Here is a 17,275-nt window from a genome sequence, read left to right on the forward strand (position 1 = left end):
CTTCAACCCGCCCCCGCAGCAAGGGGATCCGGCCTACGCGCCGTCGGCCGTCACACCGTCCAGGACGGCTCTATCGCGACGATGTCGCCCCCGATGGCCGCCACGTCGGCCTCGATCTGGGCCCGCAGCGCGAGGCGTTCCACCCGCTCCGTCCGGTACTTCCCGTGCTCGGCCTCGGAGTTCCACATCGACAGCACCAGGAATTCCTCACCCGGAGCCTCACCGAAGACACCCCGCAGCATTCCCGGGGATCCGGCCATCGCCGGATTCCACACCTTCTCCTGCATCAGCGTGAAGTGCTCCACCCGGTCCTGACGGACCCGGCAGTGGGCGATCCGCACCACATCGGCGTCCGAGAACTGCGGCCGGAAACCGACCTTCACGTCGAAGCGGTGCTCGAACAGCCGCACCTGGATGTCCTTGAAGGTCCCGACCTGCGCGGCGGCCAGCCTGGCATGCGAGCGCGCCATGAAGGAGTCGTAGAACGCGCGACTCTCCCAGAAGCCGAAGAGGTGCGCCACATGGGGTCGCCCCCGACTCCAGCCCCCGCCCTGGCCCCGGAACCCCGGCTCGCCGAGCAACCCCGCCCATTTCCGCTGCCCGCGCTCGAAACCGCGGCGGTCCACCACGGTGCAGCGAATCCACTTGACCAGCACCGCGCCATCGTACGGTGCCGAAGGGGGCGCGTATCGCGTACCGGAGGAGTACACCCGCGTGAGCGTCCCGGAATCGGCCTCGCCGCATCCGGCCCGGACGTCCCCGCCGACGGCTCCGCGAAGTCCCCTACCGACACGCCTTGTTCAGCGACCGGACCGGCCACCAGGGCTCGCCGTGGCCGTCGCGAGCAGGACGGCGGCGACGCTCCGCGCCCGCCGGGCGGCGTCGGGCACTCCGGTGACGGCCGCCGTGGTGATCGCTCCGTCGACGAGAACGGACAGCTCGTCCGCCAGCCGCTCCGGATCGGCGGCCCCGGCGTCGCGGGCGAGTGCGAGCAAGTAGCGCCGCAGCCGGGCCTTGTGGTCCCTCACAGCATCGGCCACGGCCGGTGAGCCCGTGCCCATCTCACCGAAGGCGTTGATGAACGCGCAGCCCCGGAAACCCGGTTCACCGAACCACTCATACAGCCAGTCGAAAACCGCGAGGGGCGTCTCCGCGGCTGCGGGCCGCGCCGCCACATGGGCGGCCAACGCGGCCCGCCAGCGCTTGTCCCGCCGCCGCAGATAGGCCTCGACCAGTTCCTCCTTGGACTCGAAGCACTGGTAGAGCCGCTTGAGCGAGACCCCCGACGCGGCCCGGATGCGGTCCATGCCCACCGCCTGGACACCTTGCTCGTAGAAGAGAGCCTCCGCGGCGTCCAGCACCCGGACCCCGGCCTCGATGTCATCCATGCGATCGCAACCCCCTAGCGAAGAGAACGTTCGTTCTCTAGGCTACGCGACAGCGTTGGAGAACGCTCGTTCTCCAACATTCCGGCATCACCCAGAGGAAAGGTTTGCCATGCCCCAGCGCCCACCGCTGCCGCCGTTCGACGAGGAATCCGCCCGGGCCAAGGTGCGGGCCGCCGAGGACGCGTGGAACAGCCGCGATCCCGACCGGGTCGTCCTGGCGTACACCGAGGACTGCGTGTGGCGGAATCGGGACGAGTTCCTCGTCGGCCGCGAGGAGATCCGGGCCTTCCTCCACCGCAAGTGGGAGAAGGAGCTCGACTACCGCCTGCGCAAGGATCTGTGGTCCTGGTCCGGCGATCGGATCTCCGTACGCTTCCGGTACGAGTGGCGGGACGCGGACGGCCGGCGCTGGCACAGCTATGGCAACGAGCAGTGGGAGTTCGACGCGAACGGGCTGATGCGGCGGCGCGAGGCAAGCATCAACGACGTGCCGGCCGACGAGGACGCCGTCGAGCGAACCGCCCGACACGGAGCCGGTATATGGCCGTCCGTGGCACCATGAAACAACCAACGTCAAAGCCTTGGTAGTTGCGGAAGCGATCCTGTGAAGAGCTGTTGTTCGGATGGCTCCGAGGAAGGGGAAGCCTGGTGAGCGGTCTCAATAAAGGGCTCGGAAAAGTCGAGGTGGCTCTCAAGTGGGACCCCAGCCCCGCCGGCGCTCCGGATCACGACCTCGACATCATCGCCGCGACCTATCCCGCGCACGACCCGCACGGCAAACCCGTGTACCTCGTGCACTTCGGCAGCCGGTCACCGGATGGCACGATCACCCTCAACCGCGACAGCCGCACCGGCCAGGGCTTCGGCGACGACGAGATCATGGTCCTGGAGTTCGACCGGCTGGCACCTTCGTACGGCCGGGTCGTGGTGGGTGTCGCCATTCAGCAGCGGGACGGCCGCAAGACATTCGACGCCGTCCCCCACACAGGTGTCCGCATTGTCGAGGGCCGCAACGAGCTGATGGCCGACGACTTCGGTGGTGTCCCGGAGTGCACGGCCGCGACCGTCGCGGAGTTCGTCCGGGACGACGCGGGCGCATGGCAATTCCGCCCGGGCGTAAGAGGCTTCGACACCGACCCGGCGTCTTTCGCCGCAGAAATGGGCCGGCCACGGCCGTCGTGAAGGTGGGAGGCGCGGACCTCGCGGACACCGCAGTGGCTCTGCCGGTGTGATCGGCATCAAGCGCGCCGCAGTTGTGACGACGACGCCGGAGAGTGTCCCGGTGCGGCGACGCGAAGCTGCTGACCCATAAAAACCGGAAGGGCGCCGGCCAAAGGCCGGCGCCCTTCACGAACCGCAGGTCGCGCCTGCGGTCAAGGCCGCTGTCAGCTGCAGCCGCTGGTCGAGCCGCAGCCCTCGCAGAGGTAGCAGCTGCCCGCGCGGCGCATCTTCGTACCGCAGGAGAAGCACAGCGGGGCGTCGGCGTTCAGGCCGAGCTGCATCTCCACCAGTTCGGTGGAGTTGTGGGCCTGCTTCGGCGCCGGGACCGCGGCCGCGGGCTGCGCCGGGGTCTCGGTCTTCGGCGCGGCCAGCTGGCGCGGCGCGGACTGGGCGAGGCCCTCGACGTCGACCTCGTCGTCGGTCGGCTCGTACGAACCGGTGTCGAGGTGGCGCTGGCGCTCCTCGGCGGAGTGGATGCCGAGAGCCGAGCGGGTCTCGAACGGCAGGAAGTCCAGCGCGAGGCGGCGGAAGATGTAGTCGACGATCGACTGCGCCATCCGCACGTCCGGGTCGTCCGTCATGCCGGCCGGCTCGAAGCGCATGTTGGTGAACTTCGAGACGTAGGTCTCCAGCGGCACGCCGTACTGGAGGCCGACGGAGACGGCGATGGAGAAGGCGTCCATCATGCCCGCGAGGGTCGAGCCCTGCTTGGACATCTTGAGGAAGACCTCGCCGAGACCGTCGTCCGGGTAGGAGTTGGCGGTCATGTAGCCCTCGGCGCCACCGACCGTGAAGGAGGTGGTGATGCCCGGCCGGCCCTTGGGGAGGCGCTTGCGGACGGGGCGGTACTCGACGACCTTCTCCGTGACGGGGGCGGCCTCGGGTGCCTTGGCCTCCTCCTTCTTCTTCGCGGAGAGCGGCTGGCCGACCTTGCAGTTGTCGCGGTAGATCGCGAGCGCCTTCAGGCCGAGCTTCCAGCCCTCGAAGTAGACCTCCTCGACCTCCTCGACGGTGGCCGACTCGGGGAGGTTCACGGTCTTGGAGATCGCGCCCGACAGGAACGGCTGCGCGGCGGCCATCATGCGCACGTGGCCCATGGCGGAGATCGCGCGCTCGCCCATGGCGCAGTCGAAGACCTCGTAGTGCTCGGACTTCAGACCCGGGGCGTCGATGACGTTGCCGTGCTCGGCGATGTGGGCGACGATCGCCTCGACCTGCTCCGGCTGGTAGCCCATGCGCTTGAGCGCCTTGGGGACCGTGTTGTTCACGATCTGCATCGACCCGCCGCCGACGAGCTTCTTGAACTTGACCAGGGCCAGGTCCGGCTCGACGCCCGTGGTGTCGCAGTCCATCATCAGGCCGATGGTGCCGGTGGGGGCGAGCACCGACGCCTGGGCGTTGCGGAAGCCGTTCTTCTCGCCGAGGCGGAGGACGTCCTGCCAGGCCTCGGTGGCGGCGGCCCACACCGGGGTGTCCAGGTCGTCGACGCGCTTGGCGGTGCCGTTGGCGTCGGAGTGCTGCTTCATGACGCGCTTGTGGGCGTCGGCGTTGCGGGCGTAGCCGTCGTACGGGCCGACGACCGCGGCCAGCTCGGCGGAGCGCCGGTAGGACGTACCGGTCATCAGCGAGGTGATGGCACCGGCGAGCGCGCGGCCGCCGTCGCTGTCGTAGGCGTGGCCGGTGGCCATCAGCAGGGCGCCGAGGTTGGCGTAGCCGATGCCCAGCTGGCGGAAGGCGCGGGTGGTCTCGCCGATCTTCTCGGTCGGGAAGTCGGCGAAGCAGATGGAGATGTCCATCGCCGTGATGACCAGCTCGACGACCTTGGCGAAGCGCTCGGCGTCGAACGACTGGTTGCCCTGGTCGTCGTCGCGGAGGAACTTCATGAGGTTGAGGGAGGCGAGGTTGCACGAGGAGTTGTCCAGGTGCATGTACTCGCTGCACGGGTTGGACGCGGTGATGCGGCCCGTCTCCGGCGAGGTGTGCCAGTGGTTGATCGTGTCGTCGTACTGGATGCCCGGATCGGCGCAGGCCCAGGCGGCCTCGGCCATCTTGCGGAAGAGGCCCTTGGCGTCGATCTCCTCGATGACCTCACCGGTCATCCGGCCGCGCAGGCCGAACTTCGAACCGGTCTCGACGGCCTTCATGAACTCGTCGTTGACGCGGACGGAGTTGTTGGCGTTCTGGTACTGGACGGACGTGATGTCGTCGCCGCCCAGGTCCATGTCGAAGCCGGCGTCGCGCAGGGCGCGGACCTTCTCCTCCTCCTTCACCTTGGTCTCGATGAAGGCCTCGACGTCGGGGTGGTCGACGTCGAGGACGACCATCTTGGCCGCGCGGCGGGTGGCGCCGCCCGACTTGATCGTTCCTGCGGAGGCGTCGGCGCCGCGCATGAAGGAGACGGGGCCGGAGGCGTTGCCGCCGGAGGAGAGCAGCTCCTTGGAGGAGCGGATGCGAGAGAGGTTCAGGCCGGCGCCGGAGCCGCCCTTGAAGATCATCCCCTCTTCCTTGTACCAGTCGAGGATCGACTCCATGGAGTCGTCGACGGAGAGGATGAAGCAGGCGGAGACCTGCTGCGGCTGGGCGGTGCCGACGTTGAACCAGACCGGGGAGTTGAAGCTGAAGACCTGGTGCAGCAGCGCGTAGGTCAGCTCGTGGTCGAAGATCTCGGCGTCCGCCGGGGAGCCGAAGTAGCCGTGCTCCTCGCCCGCCTTGCGGTAGGTCTTCACGACACGGTCGATGAGCTGCTTGAGGCTCGACTCGCGGTCGGGCGAACCGACGGCGCCGCGGAAGTACTTGCTGGTGACGATGTTGACGGCGTTGACCGACCAGAAGTCGGGGAACTCGACGCCGCGCTGCTCGAAGTTGATGGAGCCGTCACGCCAGTTGGTCATGACAACGTCACGACGTTCCCAGACGACCTCGTCGTACGGATGCACACCGGGAGTCGTGTGGATGCGCTCGATGCGCAGACCCTTGGCGCCCTTGGTTCCCTTGGAGCGGGAACCTCGTGCCGGGCCGCTCGTCGTCTCGGTCATGCCGCCTCCCTCTACGGGCAAAACGCCCTTATGCGCCCAATTCTTCCGTGGCGCGGATGTCTGTCTTTCACCCGGCGCGCGAGGCGCGCCGGGCATGTCTGTGTGGTGCCGCCGGTGTCGTCGCTAGTCGGCGGCGGTCGCGGGCGCGGGGACCTCCGGGCCCCCGTCGCGGTCGCCGACGGTCGCGACGGGCCGCTGCTCGCGGAGCTCCGCGACGGCGGCCTCGAAGTCCTCCAGCGAGTCGAACGCCTGATACACGGACGCGAACCGCAGATAGGCGACCAGGTCGAGATCCCGGAGGGGGCCGAGTATGGCGAGGCCGACGTCGTGGGTGGAGAGTTCGGCACTGCCCGTGGCGCGCACCGCCTCCTCGACCCGCTGGCCGAGCTTGGCCAGGGCGTCCTCGGTGACCGGGCGGCCCTGGCACGCCTTGCGGACCCCGGAGATGACCTTGTTGCGGCTGAAGGGCTCGGTGACCCCGCTGCGCTTGATCACCATCAGTGACGCGGTCTCCACCGTCGTGAACCGGCGGGAGCAGTCGGGGCACTGGCGTCGCCTGCGGATCGAGCAGCCGTCATCGGTGGTCCGACTGTCGACGACTCGGCTGTCGGGGTGCCTGCAGAAGGGGCAGTGCATGGCTCTCCACCCTCCTCACCCTCGTAGGACTGTGCACGATCTCCGGCCTCGCCGGACCCTCGTTCGGACCCTTGCGAAGCAGGCCCCCAGCATAGGCGATGACCGAGGCCGGGGATGACCGGTGGTGGCCTTCGACCACAACTTGTGGGTAGCCGCCGCTATCAAACCACTAGATCTGGTGGCGGGCGGCGATCCGCGCCGAGCGCGTGTCGGGCCGCGAGGGCAGGGCACGAGCCTACGGGAGGCGGCACCGGCACGGCCCGGTGGGGGCATCGGCGACACGCTGATGCCACACTGGACACCGCACGGCGCCGCCCGCGTCGACCGGCTCGGCCGGCCCGCCGCGACCCCGGGGCCGCGAGTGACCCTCGGCCGGACGCCACCCGAACGGGCGGGATCCGATACGGTCCGTCGGACTTCGCACCGAAGGGTACCGCAATAGTCCGAATTGATCTTCGGCTGTACACCCTCTCCCCTGATCGCGTCAGGCAATCTTCGATATTTCACTCGAACGTGTGTTTGGCGCAACCTTTCGAAAGCAACTACCGTTGTCCAGCTAGGGAGACCATTTCGAGAGGGGCCGACGTGACCACCACCGCAGACAGCGCCACCATCACCGCCCAGGACCGCTCCCAGAACCGACTCGACCAGGCACACCCGATGAATGACTCAGCCATGAACGCCGCCGAGGGGCAGAAGCCCGCTCGGGCGCTCCCGGGACGACCTCCAGGGATCCGGGCGGACAGCTCGGGCCTCACCGACCGGCAGCGGCGGGTCATCGAAGTGATCCGGGACTCGGTCCAGCGCCGGGGTTACCCCCCGTCGATGCGCGAGATCGGCCAGGCGGTGGGGCTGTCGAGCACCTCCTCCGTGGCCCATCAGCTCATGGCGCTGGAGCGCAAGGGATTCCTGCGCAGGGATCCCCACCGCCCCCGGGCCTATGAGGTACGGGGGTCCGACCAGCCCAGCTCGCAGCCGACCGACACCACCGGCAAGCCCGCCGCCTCGTACGTACCGCTGGTCGGCCGGATCGCGGCCGGTGGCCCGATCCTGGCCGAGGAGTCCGTCGAGGACGTCTTCCCGCTGCCCCGGCAGCTGGTCGGCGACGGTGAGCTGTTCGTGCTGAAGGTCGTCGGCGACTCCATGGTCGAAGCCGCCATCTGTGATGGCGACTGGGTGACGGTGCGTCGCCAGCCGGTCGCGGAGAACGGCGATATCGTGGCCGCGATGCTCGACGGCGAAGCCACGGTCAAGCGTTTCAAGCGCGAGGACGGGCATGTGTGGCTGCTGCCGCACAATGCCGCCTACCAGCCGATCCCCGGCGACGAGGCCACCATCCTCGGCAAGGTGGTGGCGGTGCTGCGCCGGGTGTGAAGGCGCTCGGCCAGACCGGGCCCCGGGACCACTGCGCCGGTTCCGGGGCCCTGCTGTAGCTCCTGTCGCTATTTCTCCGCCGCCTTGGCCGCCGCGTCGATGGCGGCGAGCGAGCGGCGCGCCTGGTTACGGTCCGTGGTGTACCAGAAGTCGGGCAGGGACGCCCGCAGGAAGCCGCCGTAGCGGGCGGTCGCCAGCCGCGGGTCGAGCACCGCGACCACGCCGCGGTCCCCCGAGGCCCGTACGAGCCGGCCGGCGCCCTGCGCCATCAGCAGCGCGGCGTGCGTCGCGGCGACGGCCATGAAGCCATTGCCGCCGGCCTCCTCCACCGCCTTCTGGCGGGCGCTCATCAGCGGATCGTCCGGACGCGGGAAGGGCACCCGGTCCATCACCACCAGCTGGCAGTTCGGCCCCGGCACATCGACCCCCTGCCACAGGGAGAGCGTGCCGAACAGGCAGGTGCGGGCATCGGCCGCGAAGGTGCGGATCAGCTCGCCGAGCGTCTCCTCGCCCTGGAGCAGGATCGGCACGTCCAGCCGCCCGCGGAGCTCCTCGGCGGCGGCCTGGGCCGCGCGCATCGAGGAGAACAGGCCGAGCGTGCGGCCGCCGGCCGCCTCGATCAGCTCGGCCAGTTCGTCGAGCATGTCCGTGCGGCTGCCTTCCCGGCCCGGCTGGGCCAGGTGCCGCGCGACGTACAGGATGCCCTGCTTGGGGTAGTCGAAGGGCGAGCCGACATCGACGCCCTTCCACTGCGGGCTGTCCTCGCCGCCCGTGCCCTCGGGCGCGAGGCCGAGGGACGCGCCGACGCCGTTGAAATCGCCGCCCAGCTTGAGCGTGGCCGAGGTGAGCACGACGGATCGCTCGTTGAAGAGCTTCTCCCGCAGCAGACCGGAGACCGACATCGGGGCGACCCGCAGGGACGCGCCGAAGCGGTCATGGCGCTCGTACCAGACGACGTCGTACTCGGAGCCCTCCACGATGCGCTCGGCGACCGTGTGGATGCTCTCGACCGAGGCGAGGGCCTGCTTGCGGACGGCGTCCTCGTCCTGGACGGACTTGTCGCGGGTGTTGCCGATGGCCGAGATCACCGTGCGCGCGGCGTCGCGGAGCGCCATCAGGGCGTACTCCAGGTCCTCGGGAAGCTCCTCCAGTCGCCCTGGAAGAGCCAGCTCCATCAGGCGCTCGAAGCTCTCGGCGGCCGTCTGGAGCGCGTCCGCCGCCTTCTCGTCGACGAGCTTGGCCGCCCGCCGCACGGCCCGGTTGACCTGGCCCGGAGTGAGCTCGCCGGTGGCCACGCCGGTGACCCGGGAGACCAGCTCATGGGCCTCGTCGACGATCAGGACCTCGTGGCTGGGCAGCACCGGGGCGCCCTCGATGGCGTCGATGGCCAGCAGCGCGTGGTTGGTGACCACGACATCGGCGAGCTTGGCGCGCTCCCGGGCGGCCTCGGCGAAGCACTCCGCTCCGTACGCGCACTTGGAGGCGCCGAGGCACTCGCGCGAGGTGACCGAGACCTGGGACCAGGCGCGGTCGGAGACGCCGGGGGTGAGGTCGTCCCGGTCGCCCGTCTCGGTCTCGTCCGACCAGTCGCGCAGGGCCAGCAGGTCCTTGCCGAGCTTGCTGGTCGGCGCGGCCGCCTCGAAGGGGTCGAAGAGCCCCTCCTCCTCTTCCTGCGGCACTCCCTCGTGGAGCCGGTGCAGGCAGAGGTAGTTCGACCGGCCCTTGAGCATGGCGAACTGCGGGCGGCGGCGCAGCAGCGGCTGGAGGGCGTCGACCGTGCGCGGAAGGTCGCGCTCGACGAGCTGGCGCTGGAGCGCGAGCGTGGCGGTGGCGACGACGACCCGCTCGCCGTGGGCGAGGGCGGGCACCAGATAGCCGAGGGACTTTCCGGTGCCGGTGCCGGCCTGCACGAGCAGGTGGGAATTGCCGTCGACCGCTTCGGAGACGGCTTCGGCCATGGTGACCTGACCCGGCCGCTCGGTGCCGCCGACGGCGGTGACGGCGGCGTGCAGGAGGTCGGCGAGGGAGGGCGAGGAGGAGGCAGTCATAGCTCTTCCACCCTAAGGGGCGGCACTGACATCTCTGCCGTCGTCTTGGAAGATCGGAGGTCTCGAAGCGGCCCTTGAGCCGTGGGAACGCCTCCTCGCCGACCCGGGATTTCGGCCCGTACGAGTGACCGGGGGCCCGGGCCGCCGGCGGTCAGAGGAGGGTGCGCAGGGCGCGGTCACGGATCAGCAGCGCCGCGCGCTTGTCCGGCAGATCGATCTCGGCGCTCAGCCGGAAGCCCGCGCCGAGGAACGCCGCGACGGAGGGGACATTGCGGAGGTCCGGTTCGGCGACGACGCGGCGGCAGGCGGGCCGGTGGTCGAGGATGAGGTCGGCGACGGTCCGCAGCAGCAGGGTCCCGAGGCCCCGCCCCCGGTCGGCGACCTTGCCGATGAGGAGATGGACGCCGGTGTCGTGCGGGCGGGCCGGATAGTGGCGGGCGACGGGGTCGATGTCCGCGCGGTAGATCTCCCAGTAGCTCATGGGCACGCCGGCGAGCACGCCCAGGCAGGGGATGCTGCGGCCGTCCCCGTCGAGTTTCGTGCGGAGGTGGGTCTCGGTGACGCTCTCGGGCCCGTCGAGCGCCCAGAAGGCCGCGACGGCGGGGTCGTTCATCCACCGGGTGATGAGTCGCAGGTCCCGTTCGAGGCGGACGGGTACGAGCTGGAAGGTGCCCGCCCTGGTGTCGGCGGGGCCCCAGTCGGCGAGGGAGTCGAGGAGCTCGGGGGCCTGGGCGGGGTCGGTGGTGAGCGTCTCCGGCCGACCGTAGGCGATGAGCTCGACGAGATCGTCGGGCAGCCTCAGGTCGAGGGTGTCGTCAGTGCTCGAATACGCGCTGGGGTCGGTGGGCGGCACGGAGACGGTCTCCTCTCGGGGATCCCCTCGGGCCGAGAACCTCGTGGGCCTCGGGGAGGCCGAAGCCCCGCCGGCCCCGTTCGCCCGGGGCCGGGGCTCTCGCCGGTCATCAGGCCGACGTGAGAAGGGGGTTGGTGACGGTGACATAGACGGACTGGGTGTCGACCGGGCCGACGAGCTCGTCGAGCCCCCGCAGCCTGGTCAGCAGATTGGCCTTGCAGCGCAGGGTGGGCGCTTCGAGGAGGTGGGCGGGGAGGGAGGAACGGGTCTCGGCCGGGCCCGACGCCGCGTCCCTGAGGAAGCGGCGGAGCGCGGCCAGCAGGATCCGTTCGTCGGCGAGACGCTGGGCCCCGAAGGCCCCGATGAGGCCGAGGATGTTGTTGATGCCGAGGTAGTAGGCGAACCGCTCGTCGGCCACGTCGTCGGAGACGAAGGTGTCGCTCTCCTTGCCGATGCCGGGGAGCCGCCGGTCGAGCTCGGCGCGGTGGGACTCGCGGAAGTAATAGCCCTGGTTGTCGCGGTAGCGCCCGCCCGCCGGCCAGCCGTCGCGGTCCAGGAGGACCAGGGTGTTCTGCTGGTGGGCCTCCAGGGCGATGCCCGCCTCGCCGTCGAGCCACAGCACGGGGCGGACGACCGCGTCCAGATAGCGCAGGAACCACTCGACCGAGACGGCTCCGGCCGGTCGGCCGGTGTGGAGCGCGAGGCGGGCCACGATGTCGGCGAGGCGGGAGCGCATGGTGAGGCTCCCGGTGTGCCCCTCCTCGTCCGGTCCATCGGACCAGGGGCGGGGTGAGGTGAGACCGGCGACGCACACGGCGTCGTCACCGGGGCCGAAGGGGTTGTGCCGGATGACGGCGTCGAGGCCGGTGACCGGGGTGCCGTCCGGCGCGTCGACCGCGAGCCAGGCGGGGTCGCGGACGATGTCGAACCCGAGGCCGCCGGCGCATGCCGCGCGCCACCGGTCGGCGAGGCCGCTCCGCAGCAGTCGGTGCACCTCCACGCCGCGCCACAGCTCCTTGCGGAGGTTCTCGCGGCGGGAGTTGGTGATCCGCAGCCCCAGGGAGAGCTTCAGCATCGCGGGCGCGCCGGGGCGGTGCACGGTGCGTACGGAGGAGGTGGGGTACCAGGGCTCGCCGAACGGCCCGATGTCGCGGACGAGTCCGGAGTCGAAGAGGGAGGCGGCGGCGGGGCGGTTGCGGATGTCGCGCGCCTGCCAGGGGTGCAGCGGCAGGGGCACCGTGTCCGGCGGCAGCCTCAGCTGCGGGCCGGCGAGCCGGGCGGCGAGGGTGACGGCGTCGACCGCCCGGCCGCGCTCGGTCCACGCCGAGTCGGTGGCCAGCAGGGAGCGGTGGACGGCCAGCCAGTGCAGCGGGAAAGAGCCGCGGGTCTCCGGGGAGTAGAGGCGGGACTCGGCCTCGGAGAGCCCTTCGCGGCTCTTGGGCGTGGGATGGAGGGGGTGGCCGAGCAGCAGGGACTGTTCGGCGTAGAGGAAGAGGTCGCCGGCGTCCGGGTCGGCGGGGTGCCGGCGCCGGGCGGCGAGGAAGTCGGCCGTGCGGCGGGTCGAGTCCGCCACGCGGCCGACCAGTTCGGCGCTGTCCTCGGTGGGCGCGCGGCCGGTTCGTACGGCGTGGTGCGCGGCTTCGCGGGAGAGCAGGGCGGCCAGGGTGACGGCGTCGACCGGGGGTGCGTCGGCGGGACCGTCGGCCGGTGTGGGCGGGCCGAAGCGGTGCCAGCCGGCGGCCGACCAGTAGTGCACGGGGATGTGGAGGTCGATGCCGCTCGCGGCGAGCGGCAGGCGCAGTGCGGCCGTTTCGGGGCGGGCGATGTCGTGTTCGCGGACCCAGCAGCGCAGCAGATTCTCGACGGTGGCGGCGTCGGCGGCGGCCCTCGGGTCGGGGTGCTCCAGCCCGTCCGGGGCGTATGCCTCTCCGGCGTCCGCCGTCCCGCGATGGCGGCCTTCCTGGCGGGGCACCGTGGAGACCACGGGCTGCTCGCAGGGCCCGGCGGTGGACGCATCGGTCCCGGGGGATGCGTTCATTCGGTGTACGGCGCGCGGGTCACGGCCGTCGGGCCGGGGCTGCGACGCCTGCCTCCTTAGGCGTGCTCAGGGTGGGTGTGGGGGGCGCGCCGGCCGCTGCGGCAGACGGCGGTGATGGCGTCGGAGAGCCGGTCGAGGACCGCTTCCGCCTGCTCGTCGGTGAGGGTCAGCGGTGGCAGGAGGCGTACGACGCAGGAGTGGCGGCCGCCCAGTTCGACGATCAGTCCCCGGCGCAGGCACTCCTGCTGCACGGCGGAGGCCAGCCCCGGCGCGGCCGGAGCGGGCGCCGGCCGGCCGGCGCCGTCCGTGCCGTTCGTCCGGGCGCTGTCGGACCGCGTGCCGTCCGGTCGCTTGCTCGCCAGCCACAGGCCGTCCGCCAGCAGGTCGGCTTCCGGTGGCGCGTCGCCGGAGCCTGCCGCTCCGCCGGTGCGGTGGTCGCAGGCGCCGTCGGGGTGCACGAACTCGATGCCGATCATGAGCCCGAGCCCGCGCACGTCGCCGATGCAGTCGTGCTCGCGCGCCAGCGTCCGCAGCCGTCGCAGCATCCGCTCGCCCAGCGTCGCGGCGCGTGCGGCCAGGCCGTTCTCCCGTACGTACCGCAGGGTCGCGGCGCCGGCGGCCATGGCCAGCTGGTTGCCGCGGAAGGTGCCCGCGTGGTCACCCGGACGCCAGGCGTCGAGCTCGGCGCGGTAGACGATGACGGCCAGTGGGAGGCTGCCGCCGATCGCCTTCGAGAGCACCATCACATCGGGCACGATCCCGCTGTGCTCGACTGCCCAGAACGCCCCGGTCCGGCCCACGCCCGTCTGCACCTCGTCGGCGATGAGCGGGATGGAGCGGGCGGCGGTGACGGCGCGCATCCGGCGCAGCCAGCTGTCCGGGGCCGGGATCACCCCGCCCTCGCCCTGCACCGGCTCGACGACCATCCCGGCCGGGTCGCGCACTCCGCTCCGGGGGTCGTCCAGGAGGCTCTCGGTCCAATGGGCCGCCAGGCGGGCGCCGTTCTCACCGCCCACACCGAACGGGCAGCGGTAGTCCTGCGGATAGGGCAGCCGGGTCACCCGCACGCTCGGCGCCCCGCCGGAAGCGGCCAGCGCTCCCTCCGTCATCCCGTGGTAGGCACCGGTGAAGGCGAGCAGTCCGTCCCGGCCGGTGGCGGTGCGGACGAGCTTGAAGGCGGCCTCCACCGCGTCCGTGCCGGCCGGGCCGCAGAACTGGATCCGGGCGGAGTCGGCCAGCCCCCGCGGCAGCGTGGCGAACAGCTCGCTGGTGAAGACGTCCTTCACCGGGGTGGCCAGGTCCAGGACGTGCAGCGGCGCGCCCGAGTCGAGGACGGCGCGGATCGCTTCGAGCACGACCGGGTGATTGTGGCCCAGCGCCAGCGAACCGGCCCCCGAGAGGCAGTCGAGATAGCGTCGGCCGTCGGCTCCCTCGATCGTCAGCCCCCGGGCGCGCACCGGCACGATGGGCAGCGAGCGGGCGTAGGTGCGGGCCGCCGATTCCCGCGCCGACTGCCGCCGGAGGATGCCTTCGTGTGCGGTTGACGCCGTCGCCGTCGGCGGTAGCTGGGTCAAGGCCACGGCTCTGGGTCCTCCTGCTGCTGAACGCTGGTCGGCTCTCCCCCGTACGTACCAACGACGCGGCGAGCGGCGGAACACGGCCCAGGGCCAAGATCCTTCGATGCGGAACCGGGGACCCGCCCTCCTCCGTCTCCCAACGCACCGGCATAGTGGGGCCCTGTCCCCTCACTGGGACGGTGCATGACAACTTCACAGTGCCCTCACCTGCGGGCACACCTCATCAGCAGATCGATCAGGGGGATCCCACTCCATGCCTTCCATCCGCCGGCCGGCGCTGGCCGCGGCCGCTCTGACCGCGGCGCTGGCCCTCACGGCCACCGCGTGCGGCCCTTCCGAGGACAAGGCCTCCGGCAGCGACAAGCCCAGCGCCTCCGCCACCCAGACCGGCGACGACACCCTCCAGCTGCCCAAGAACCTCCCCTCTTCCCTCAAGGACCTGGACAAGTGGAAGAACGGGGCCTGGAAGAACTGGGACAAGGACCAGTGGCTGCGTGAGGCACGCGACTTCATCAACCCCATGATCAAGGGGCACTGGAAGCCCGACACGATGAAGGACGCGCGCTCCAGCGACAAGACGCTCGCGAGCAAGGGCGCGCCCGGCACCGCTCCGGGGGCCTCCGGCGACCAGGGCGTCACCGACCCCGAACCGCGCCCGGTGCAGGCCAAGTCGGTCGATCTGCCGTACCACAACAACGCCGCCCCGGTCGGCAAGGTGTTCTTCGACAGCCCCGAGGGCCACATGGTCTGCTCGGCGACGGTCGTCAAGGACCCGGCACACCCGGGCAAGTCCAACATGGTGTGGACCGCGGGCCACTGCGTGCACTCGGGCAAGAAGGGCGGCTGGTACCGCAACATCGCCTTCGTGCCGTCCTACAACGACAAGGGCCTGCCCGCCTCGCAGGTCAACAGCGCGCCGGTGCAGGACGTCGCTCCGTACGGCGTGTGGTGGGCGGACTGGGCCCAGACGTCCTCGCAGTGGATCACGCAGGGCGCCGAGACCGGTGGCGCGGGCGCGCCGTATGACTTCTCCGTGCTGCACGTGAAGTCCGAGGCGGGCTCCGGCAAGTCTCTCGAGGAGACCGTCGGCAACGCCCTCACCGTGGACTTCGAGGCGCCGCAGGTGAAGTCGATCCAGTCGATGGGGGCCTGGGGCTACCCGGCCGCGCCGCCCTTCGACGGCCAGAAGATGTACGACTGCATCGACAAGCCGAGCCGTCTGACGGTCGAGCCGACGCAGCCCACGATGTACCGCATCGGCTGCACCATGACCGGTGGTTCGTCCGGCGGTGGCTGGTTCGCGCAGCGCGACGGCAAGGTGGTGCTGGTCTCCAACACCTCCATCGGCCCGTCCGACAGCACCTGGCTGGCGGGCCCGCGCCTGGGCCCCGAGGCGAAGGGCGTCTACGACGCGCTGAGCCGGAAGTTCGCCAACCGCTGAGCGGGGTCGGCCCCTCGGCGGTGCCGACCGTGTGAGCGGAGCCGGCTCCCCAGCGAAACGGTCATCCCATGGCCAAAGGCCCGCCCCCGGAATCGGGGGCGGGCCTTCGCGTTATCGCCAGTCGGTCAGCCGCGGGCGACCGGCACATAGCGCTGGAACTCCGCGGCGAGCTCCTCGTGCACCCGTGCCTTGATCAGGGTGCCCTCCGGGGTGTGCTCCTCGGAGATCACCTCGCCGTCGGCGTGGGCCCGTGCCACCAGGGCGCCCTGTGTGTACGGCACGAGCGCCTCGATCTCGACGGCGGGCCGGGGCAGCTCGGTGTCGATCAGCTCCAGGAGCTCCGCGATGCCCGCGCCGGTCCGCGCGGAGACGGCGATGGAGTGCTTCTCCACGCGCAGCAGCCGCTGCAGGACGAGCGGGTCGGCCGCGTCCGCCTTGTTGATCACCACGATCTCGGGCACGTCGAGCGCGCCGACGTCGCGGATCACCTCGCGCACGGCGGCCAGCTGCTCCTCCGGCGCCGGGTGCGAGCCGTCGACCACGTGCAGGATCAGGTCGGAGTCGCCGACCTCCTCCATCGTGGAGCGGAACGCCTCGACGAGGTGGTGCGGCAGGTGCCGGACGAATCCGACGGTGTCGGCGAGGGTGTACAGCCGCCCGCTGGGCGTCTCGGCCCGGCGCACGGTCGGGTCGAGGGTGGCGAACAGGGAGTTCTCCACCAGCACGCCCGCGCCGGTGAGCCGGTTGAGCAGCGAGGACTTGCCGGCGTTGGTGTACCCGGCGATGGCGACCGAGGGGACCTTGTTGCGCCGGCGTTCCTGGCGCTTGATGTCGCGGCCGGTCTTCATCTCCGCGATCTCCCGGCGCATCTTCGCCATCTTCTCGCGGATCCGCCGACGGTCCGTCTCGATCTTGGTCTCACCGGGACCACGGGTGGCCATGCCGCCACCGCCGCTGGAACCGCCGCCGCCCATCTGCCGGGAGAGCGACTGACCCCAGCCGCGCAGCCGCGGCAGCATGTACTGCATCTGGGCGAGCGAGACCTGGGCCTTGCCCTCTCGGGACTTGGCGTGCTGGGCGAAGATGTCCAGGATGAGGGCGGTCCGGTCGACCACCTTCACCTTGACGACGTCTTCGAGGGCGATGAGCTGGCCGGGGCTGAGCTCGCCATCACAGACGACGGTGTCGGCGCCGCTCTCCATGACGATGTCGCGCAGCTCGCGCGCCTTGCCGGAACCGATGAAGGTGGCGGGGTCCGGCTTGTCACGGCGCTGGACGACACCGTCGAGGACGAGGGCGCCCGCGGTCTCCGCGAGCGCGGCCAGCTCCGCGAGGGAGTTGTCCGCGTCCTGGACCGTGCCGGACGTCCACACGCCGACCAGCACCACGCGCTCCAGGCGCAGCTGCCGGTACTCGACCTCGGTGACGTCCTCCAGCTCGGTGGAGAGACCCGCGACACGGCGCAGCGCCGCCCGCTCGGAGCGGTCGTACTGCTCGCCGTCGCGCTCCCCGTCGATCTCGTGGCTCCAGGCGACGTCCTCTTCCATCAGGGCGTCGGCCCGAAGGCTCTCCGGGAGGCTCTGCCGGTCCTGGGGAAGGGAAGAAGAGGAGGTCATTTGATCCTTTACGTCGTTGGGAAGGGGCGGCCCCGTGAGGGGTGCCAC

13 protein-coding genes are annotated in these 17,275 nt (G+C 71.0%); 4 read left to right on the plus strand and 9 right to left on the minus strand.

The window, feature by feature from the left end; genetic code table 11:
- Window positions 1-50 precede the first annotated feature (50 nt).
- Window positions 51-656 (minus strand): YdbC family protein, encoded by a 606-nt coding sequence (locus tag ACZ303_RS22785; protein ID WP_467341764.1) that lies wholly within the window; start codon window positions 654-656, stop codon window positions 51-53.
- Window positions 657-800: 144 nt separating this feature from the next.
- Window positions 801-1,388, minus strand: a complete 588-nt coding sequence (locus tag ACZ303_RS22790; protein ID WP_467341766.1) for a TetR/AcrR family transcriptional regulator — start codon at window positions 1,386-1,388, stop codon at window positions 801-803.
- Between the two features lie 109 nt (window positions 1,389-1,497).
- Between ACZ303_RS22790 and ACZ303_RS22795 the strand changes: the two genes are divergently transcribed.
- Together ACZ303_RS22795 and ACZ303_RS22800 are read left to right on the plus strand one after the other, a co-directional pair.
- Window positions 1,498-1,950 carry a DUF1348 family protein gene (locus ACZ303_RS22795; RefSeq protein ID WP_467341768.1) on the plus strand — a complete coding sequence of 151 codons (453 nt, stop codon included), beginning with the start codon at window positions 1,498-1,500 and terminating at the stop codon, window positions 1,948-1,950.
- Between the two features lie 86 nt (window positions 1,951-2,036).
- Window positions 2,037-2,570 carry a TerD family protein gene (locus tag ACZ303_RS22800; protein ID WP_467341770.1) on the plus strand — a complete coding sequence of 178 codons (534 nt, stop codon included), beginning with the start codon at window positions 2,037-2,039 and terminating at the stop codon, window positions 2,568-2,570.
- A gap of 203 nt (window positions 2,571-2,773) precedes the next feature.
- Here the strand turns inward: ACZ303_RS22800 and ACZ303_RS22805 are convergent, their stop codons facing one another.
- Window positions 2,774-5,644 carry a vitamin B12-dependent ribonucleotide reductase gene (locus ACZ303_RS22805; RefSeq protein ID WP_467341772.1) on the minus strand — a complete coding sequence of 957 codons (2,871 nt, stop codon included), beginning with the start codon at window positions 5,642-5,644 and terminating at the stop codon, window positions 2,774-2,776.
- Window positions 5,645-5,767: 123 nt separating this feature from the next.
- Window positions 5,768-6,280 (minus strand): transcriptional regulator NrdR, encoded by a 513-nt coding sequence (nrdR, locus tag ACZ303_RS22810; RefSeq protein ID WP_467341774.1) that lies wholly within the window; start codon window positions 6,278-6,280, stop codon window positions 5,768-5,770.
- 585 nt (window positions 6,281-6,865) lie between these two features.
- Between nrdR and lexA the strand changes: the two genes are divergently transcribed.
- Window positions 6,866-7,654: a transcriptional repressor LexA gene (lexA, locus tag ACZ303_RS22815; RefSeq protein WP_467341776.1), complete on the plus strand. Its 789-nt coding sequence runs from the start codon at window positions 6,866-6,868 to the stop codon at window positions 7,652-7,654.
- Window positions 7,655-7,722: 68 nt separating this feature from the next.
- Here the strand turns inward: lexA and ACZ303_RS22820 are convergent, their stop codons facing one another.
- The 4 genes from ACZ303_RS22820 to ACZ303_RS22835 form a co-directional block, all read right to left on the minus strand.
- Window positions 7,723-9,702, minus strand: coding sequence for an ATP-dependent DNA helicase (locus ACZ303_RS22820; RefSeq protein ID WP_467341778.1), 1,980 nt, complete (start codon window positions 9,700-9,702; stop codon window positions 7,723-7,725).
- A gap of 151 nt (window positions 9,703-9,853) precedes the next feature.
- Window positions 9,854-10,555, minus strand: coding sequence for a GNAT family N-acetyltransferase (locus ACZ303_RS22825; protein ID WP_467341780.1), 702 nt, complete (start codon window positions 10,553-10,555; stop codon window positions 9,854-9,856).
- A gap of 109 nt (window positions 10,556-10,664) precedes the next feature.
- Window positions 10,665-12,593, minus strand: coding sequence for an IucA/IucC family protein (locus tag ACZ303_RS22830; RefSeq protein ID WP_467341782.1), 1,929 nt, complete (start codon window positions 12,591-12,593; stop codon window positions 10,665-10,667).
- Between the two features lie 56 nt (window positions 12,594-12,649).
- Window positions 12,650-14,173: a diaminobutyrate--2-oxoglutarate transaminase family protein gene (locus tag ACZ303_RS22835; RefSeq protein WP_467341783.1), complete on the minus strand. Its 1,524-nt coding sequence runs from the start codon at window positions 14,171-14,173 to the stop codon at window positions 12,650-12,652.
- Between the two features lie 250 nt (window positions 14,174-14,423).
- Here ACZ303_RS22835 and ACZ303_RS22840 point away from each other — a divergent pair, with 250 nt between their 5' ends.
- On the plus strand, window positions 14,424-15,611 hold the full coding sequence (locus ACZ303_RS22840) for a trypsin-like serine peptidase (RefSeq protein ID WP_467341785.1): 1,188 nt from the start codon (window positions 14,424-14,426) through the stop codon (window positions 15,609-15,611).
- Window positions 15,612-15,736: 125 nt separating this feature from the next.
- On the opposite strand, the gene hflX is transcribed toward ACZ303_RS22840, so the two are convergent.
- Window positions 15,737-17,227, minus strand: a complete 1,491-nt coding sequence (gene hflX, locus ACZ303_RS22845) for a GTPase HflX (RefSeq protein WP_467341787.1) — start codon at window positions 17,225-17,227, stop codon at window positions 15,737-15,739.
- Window positions 17,228-17,275: the final 48 nt, after the last annotated feature.

It is taken from the genome of Streptomyces sp. NPDC023527, from assembly GCF_055560115.1.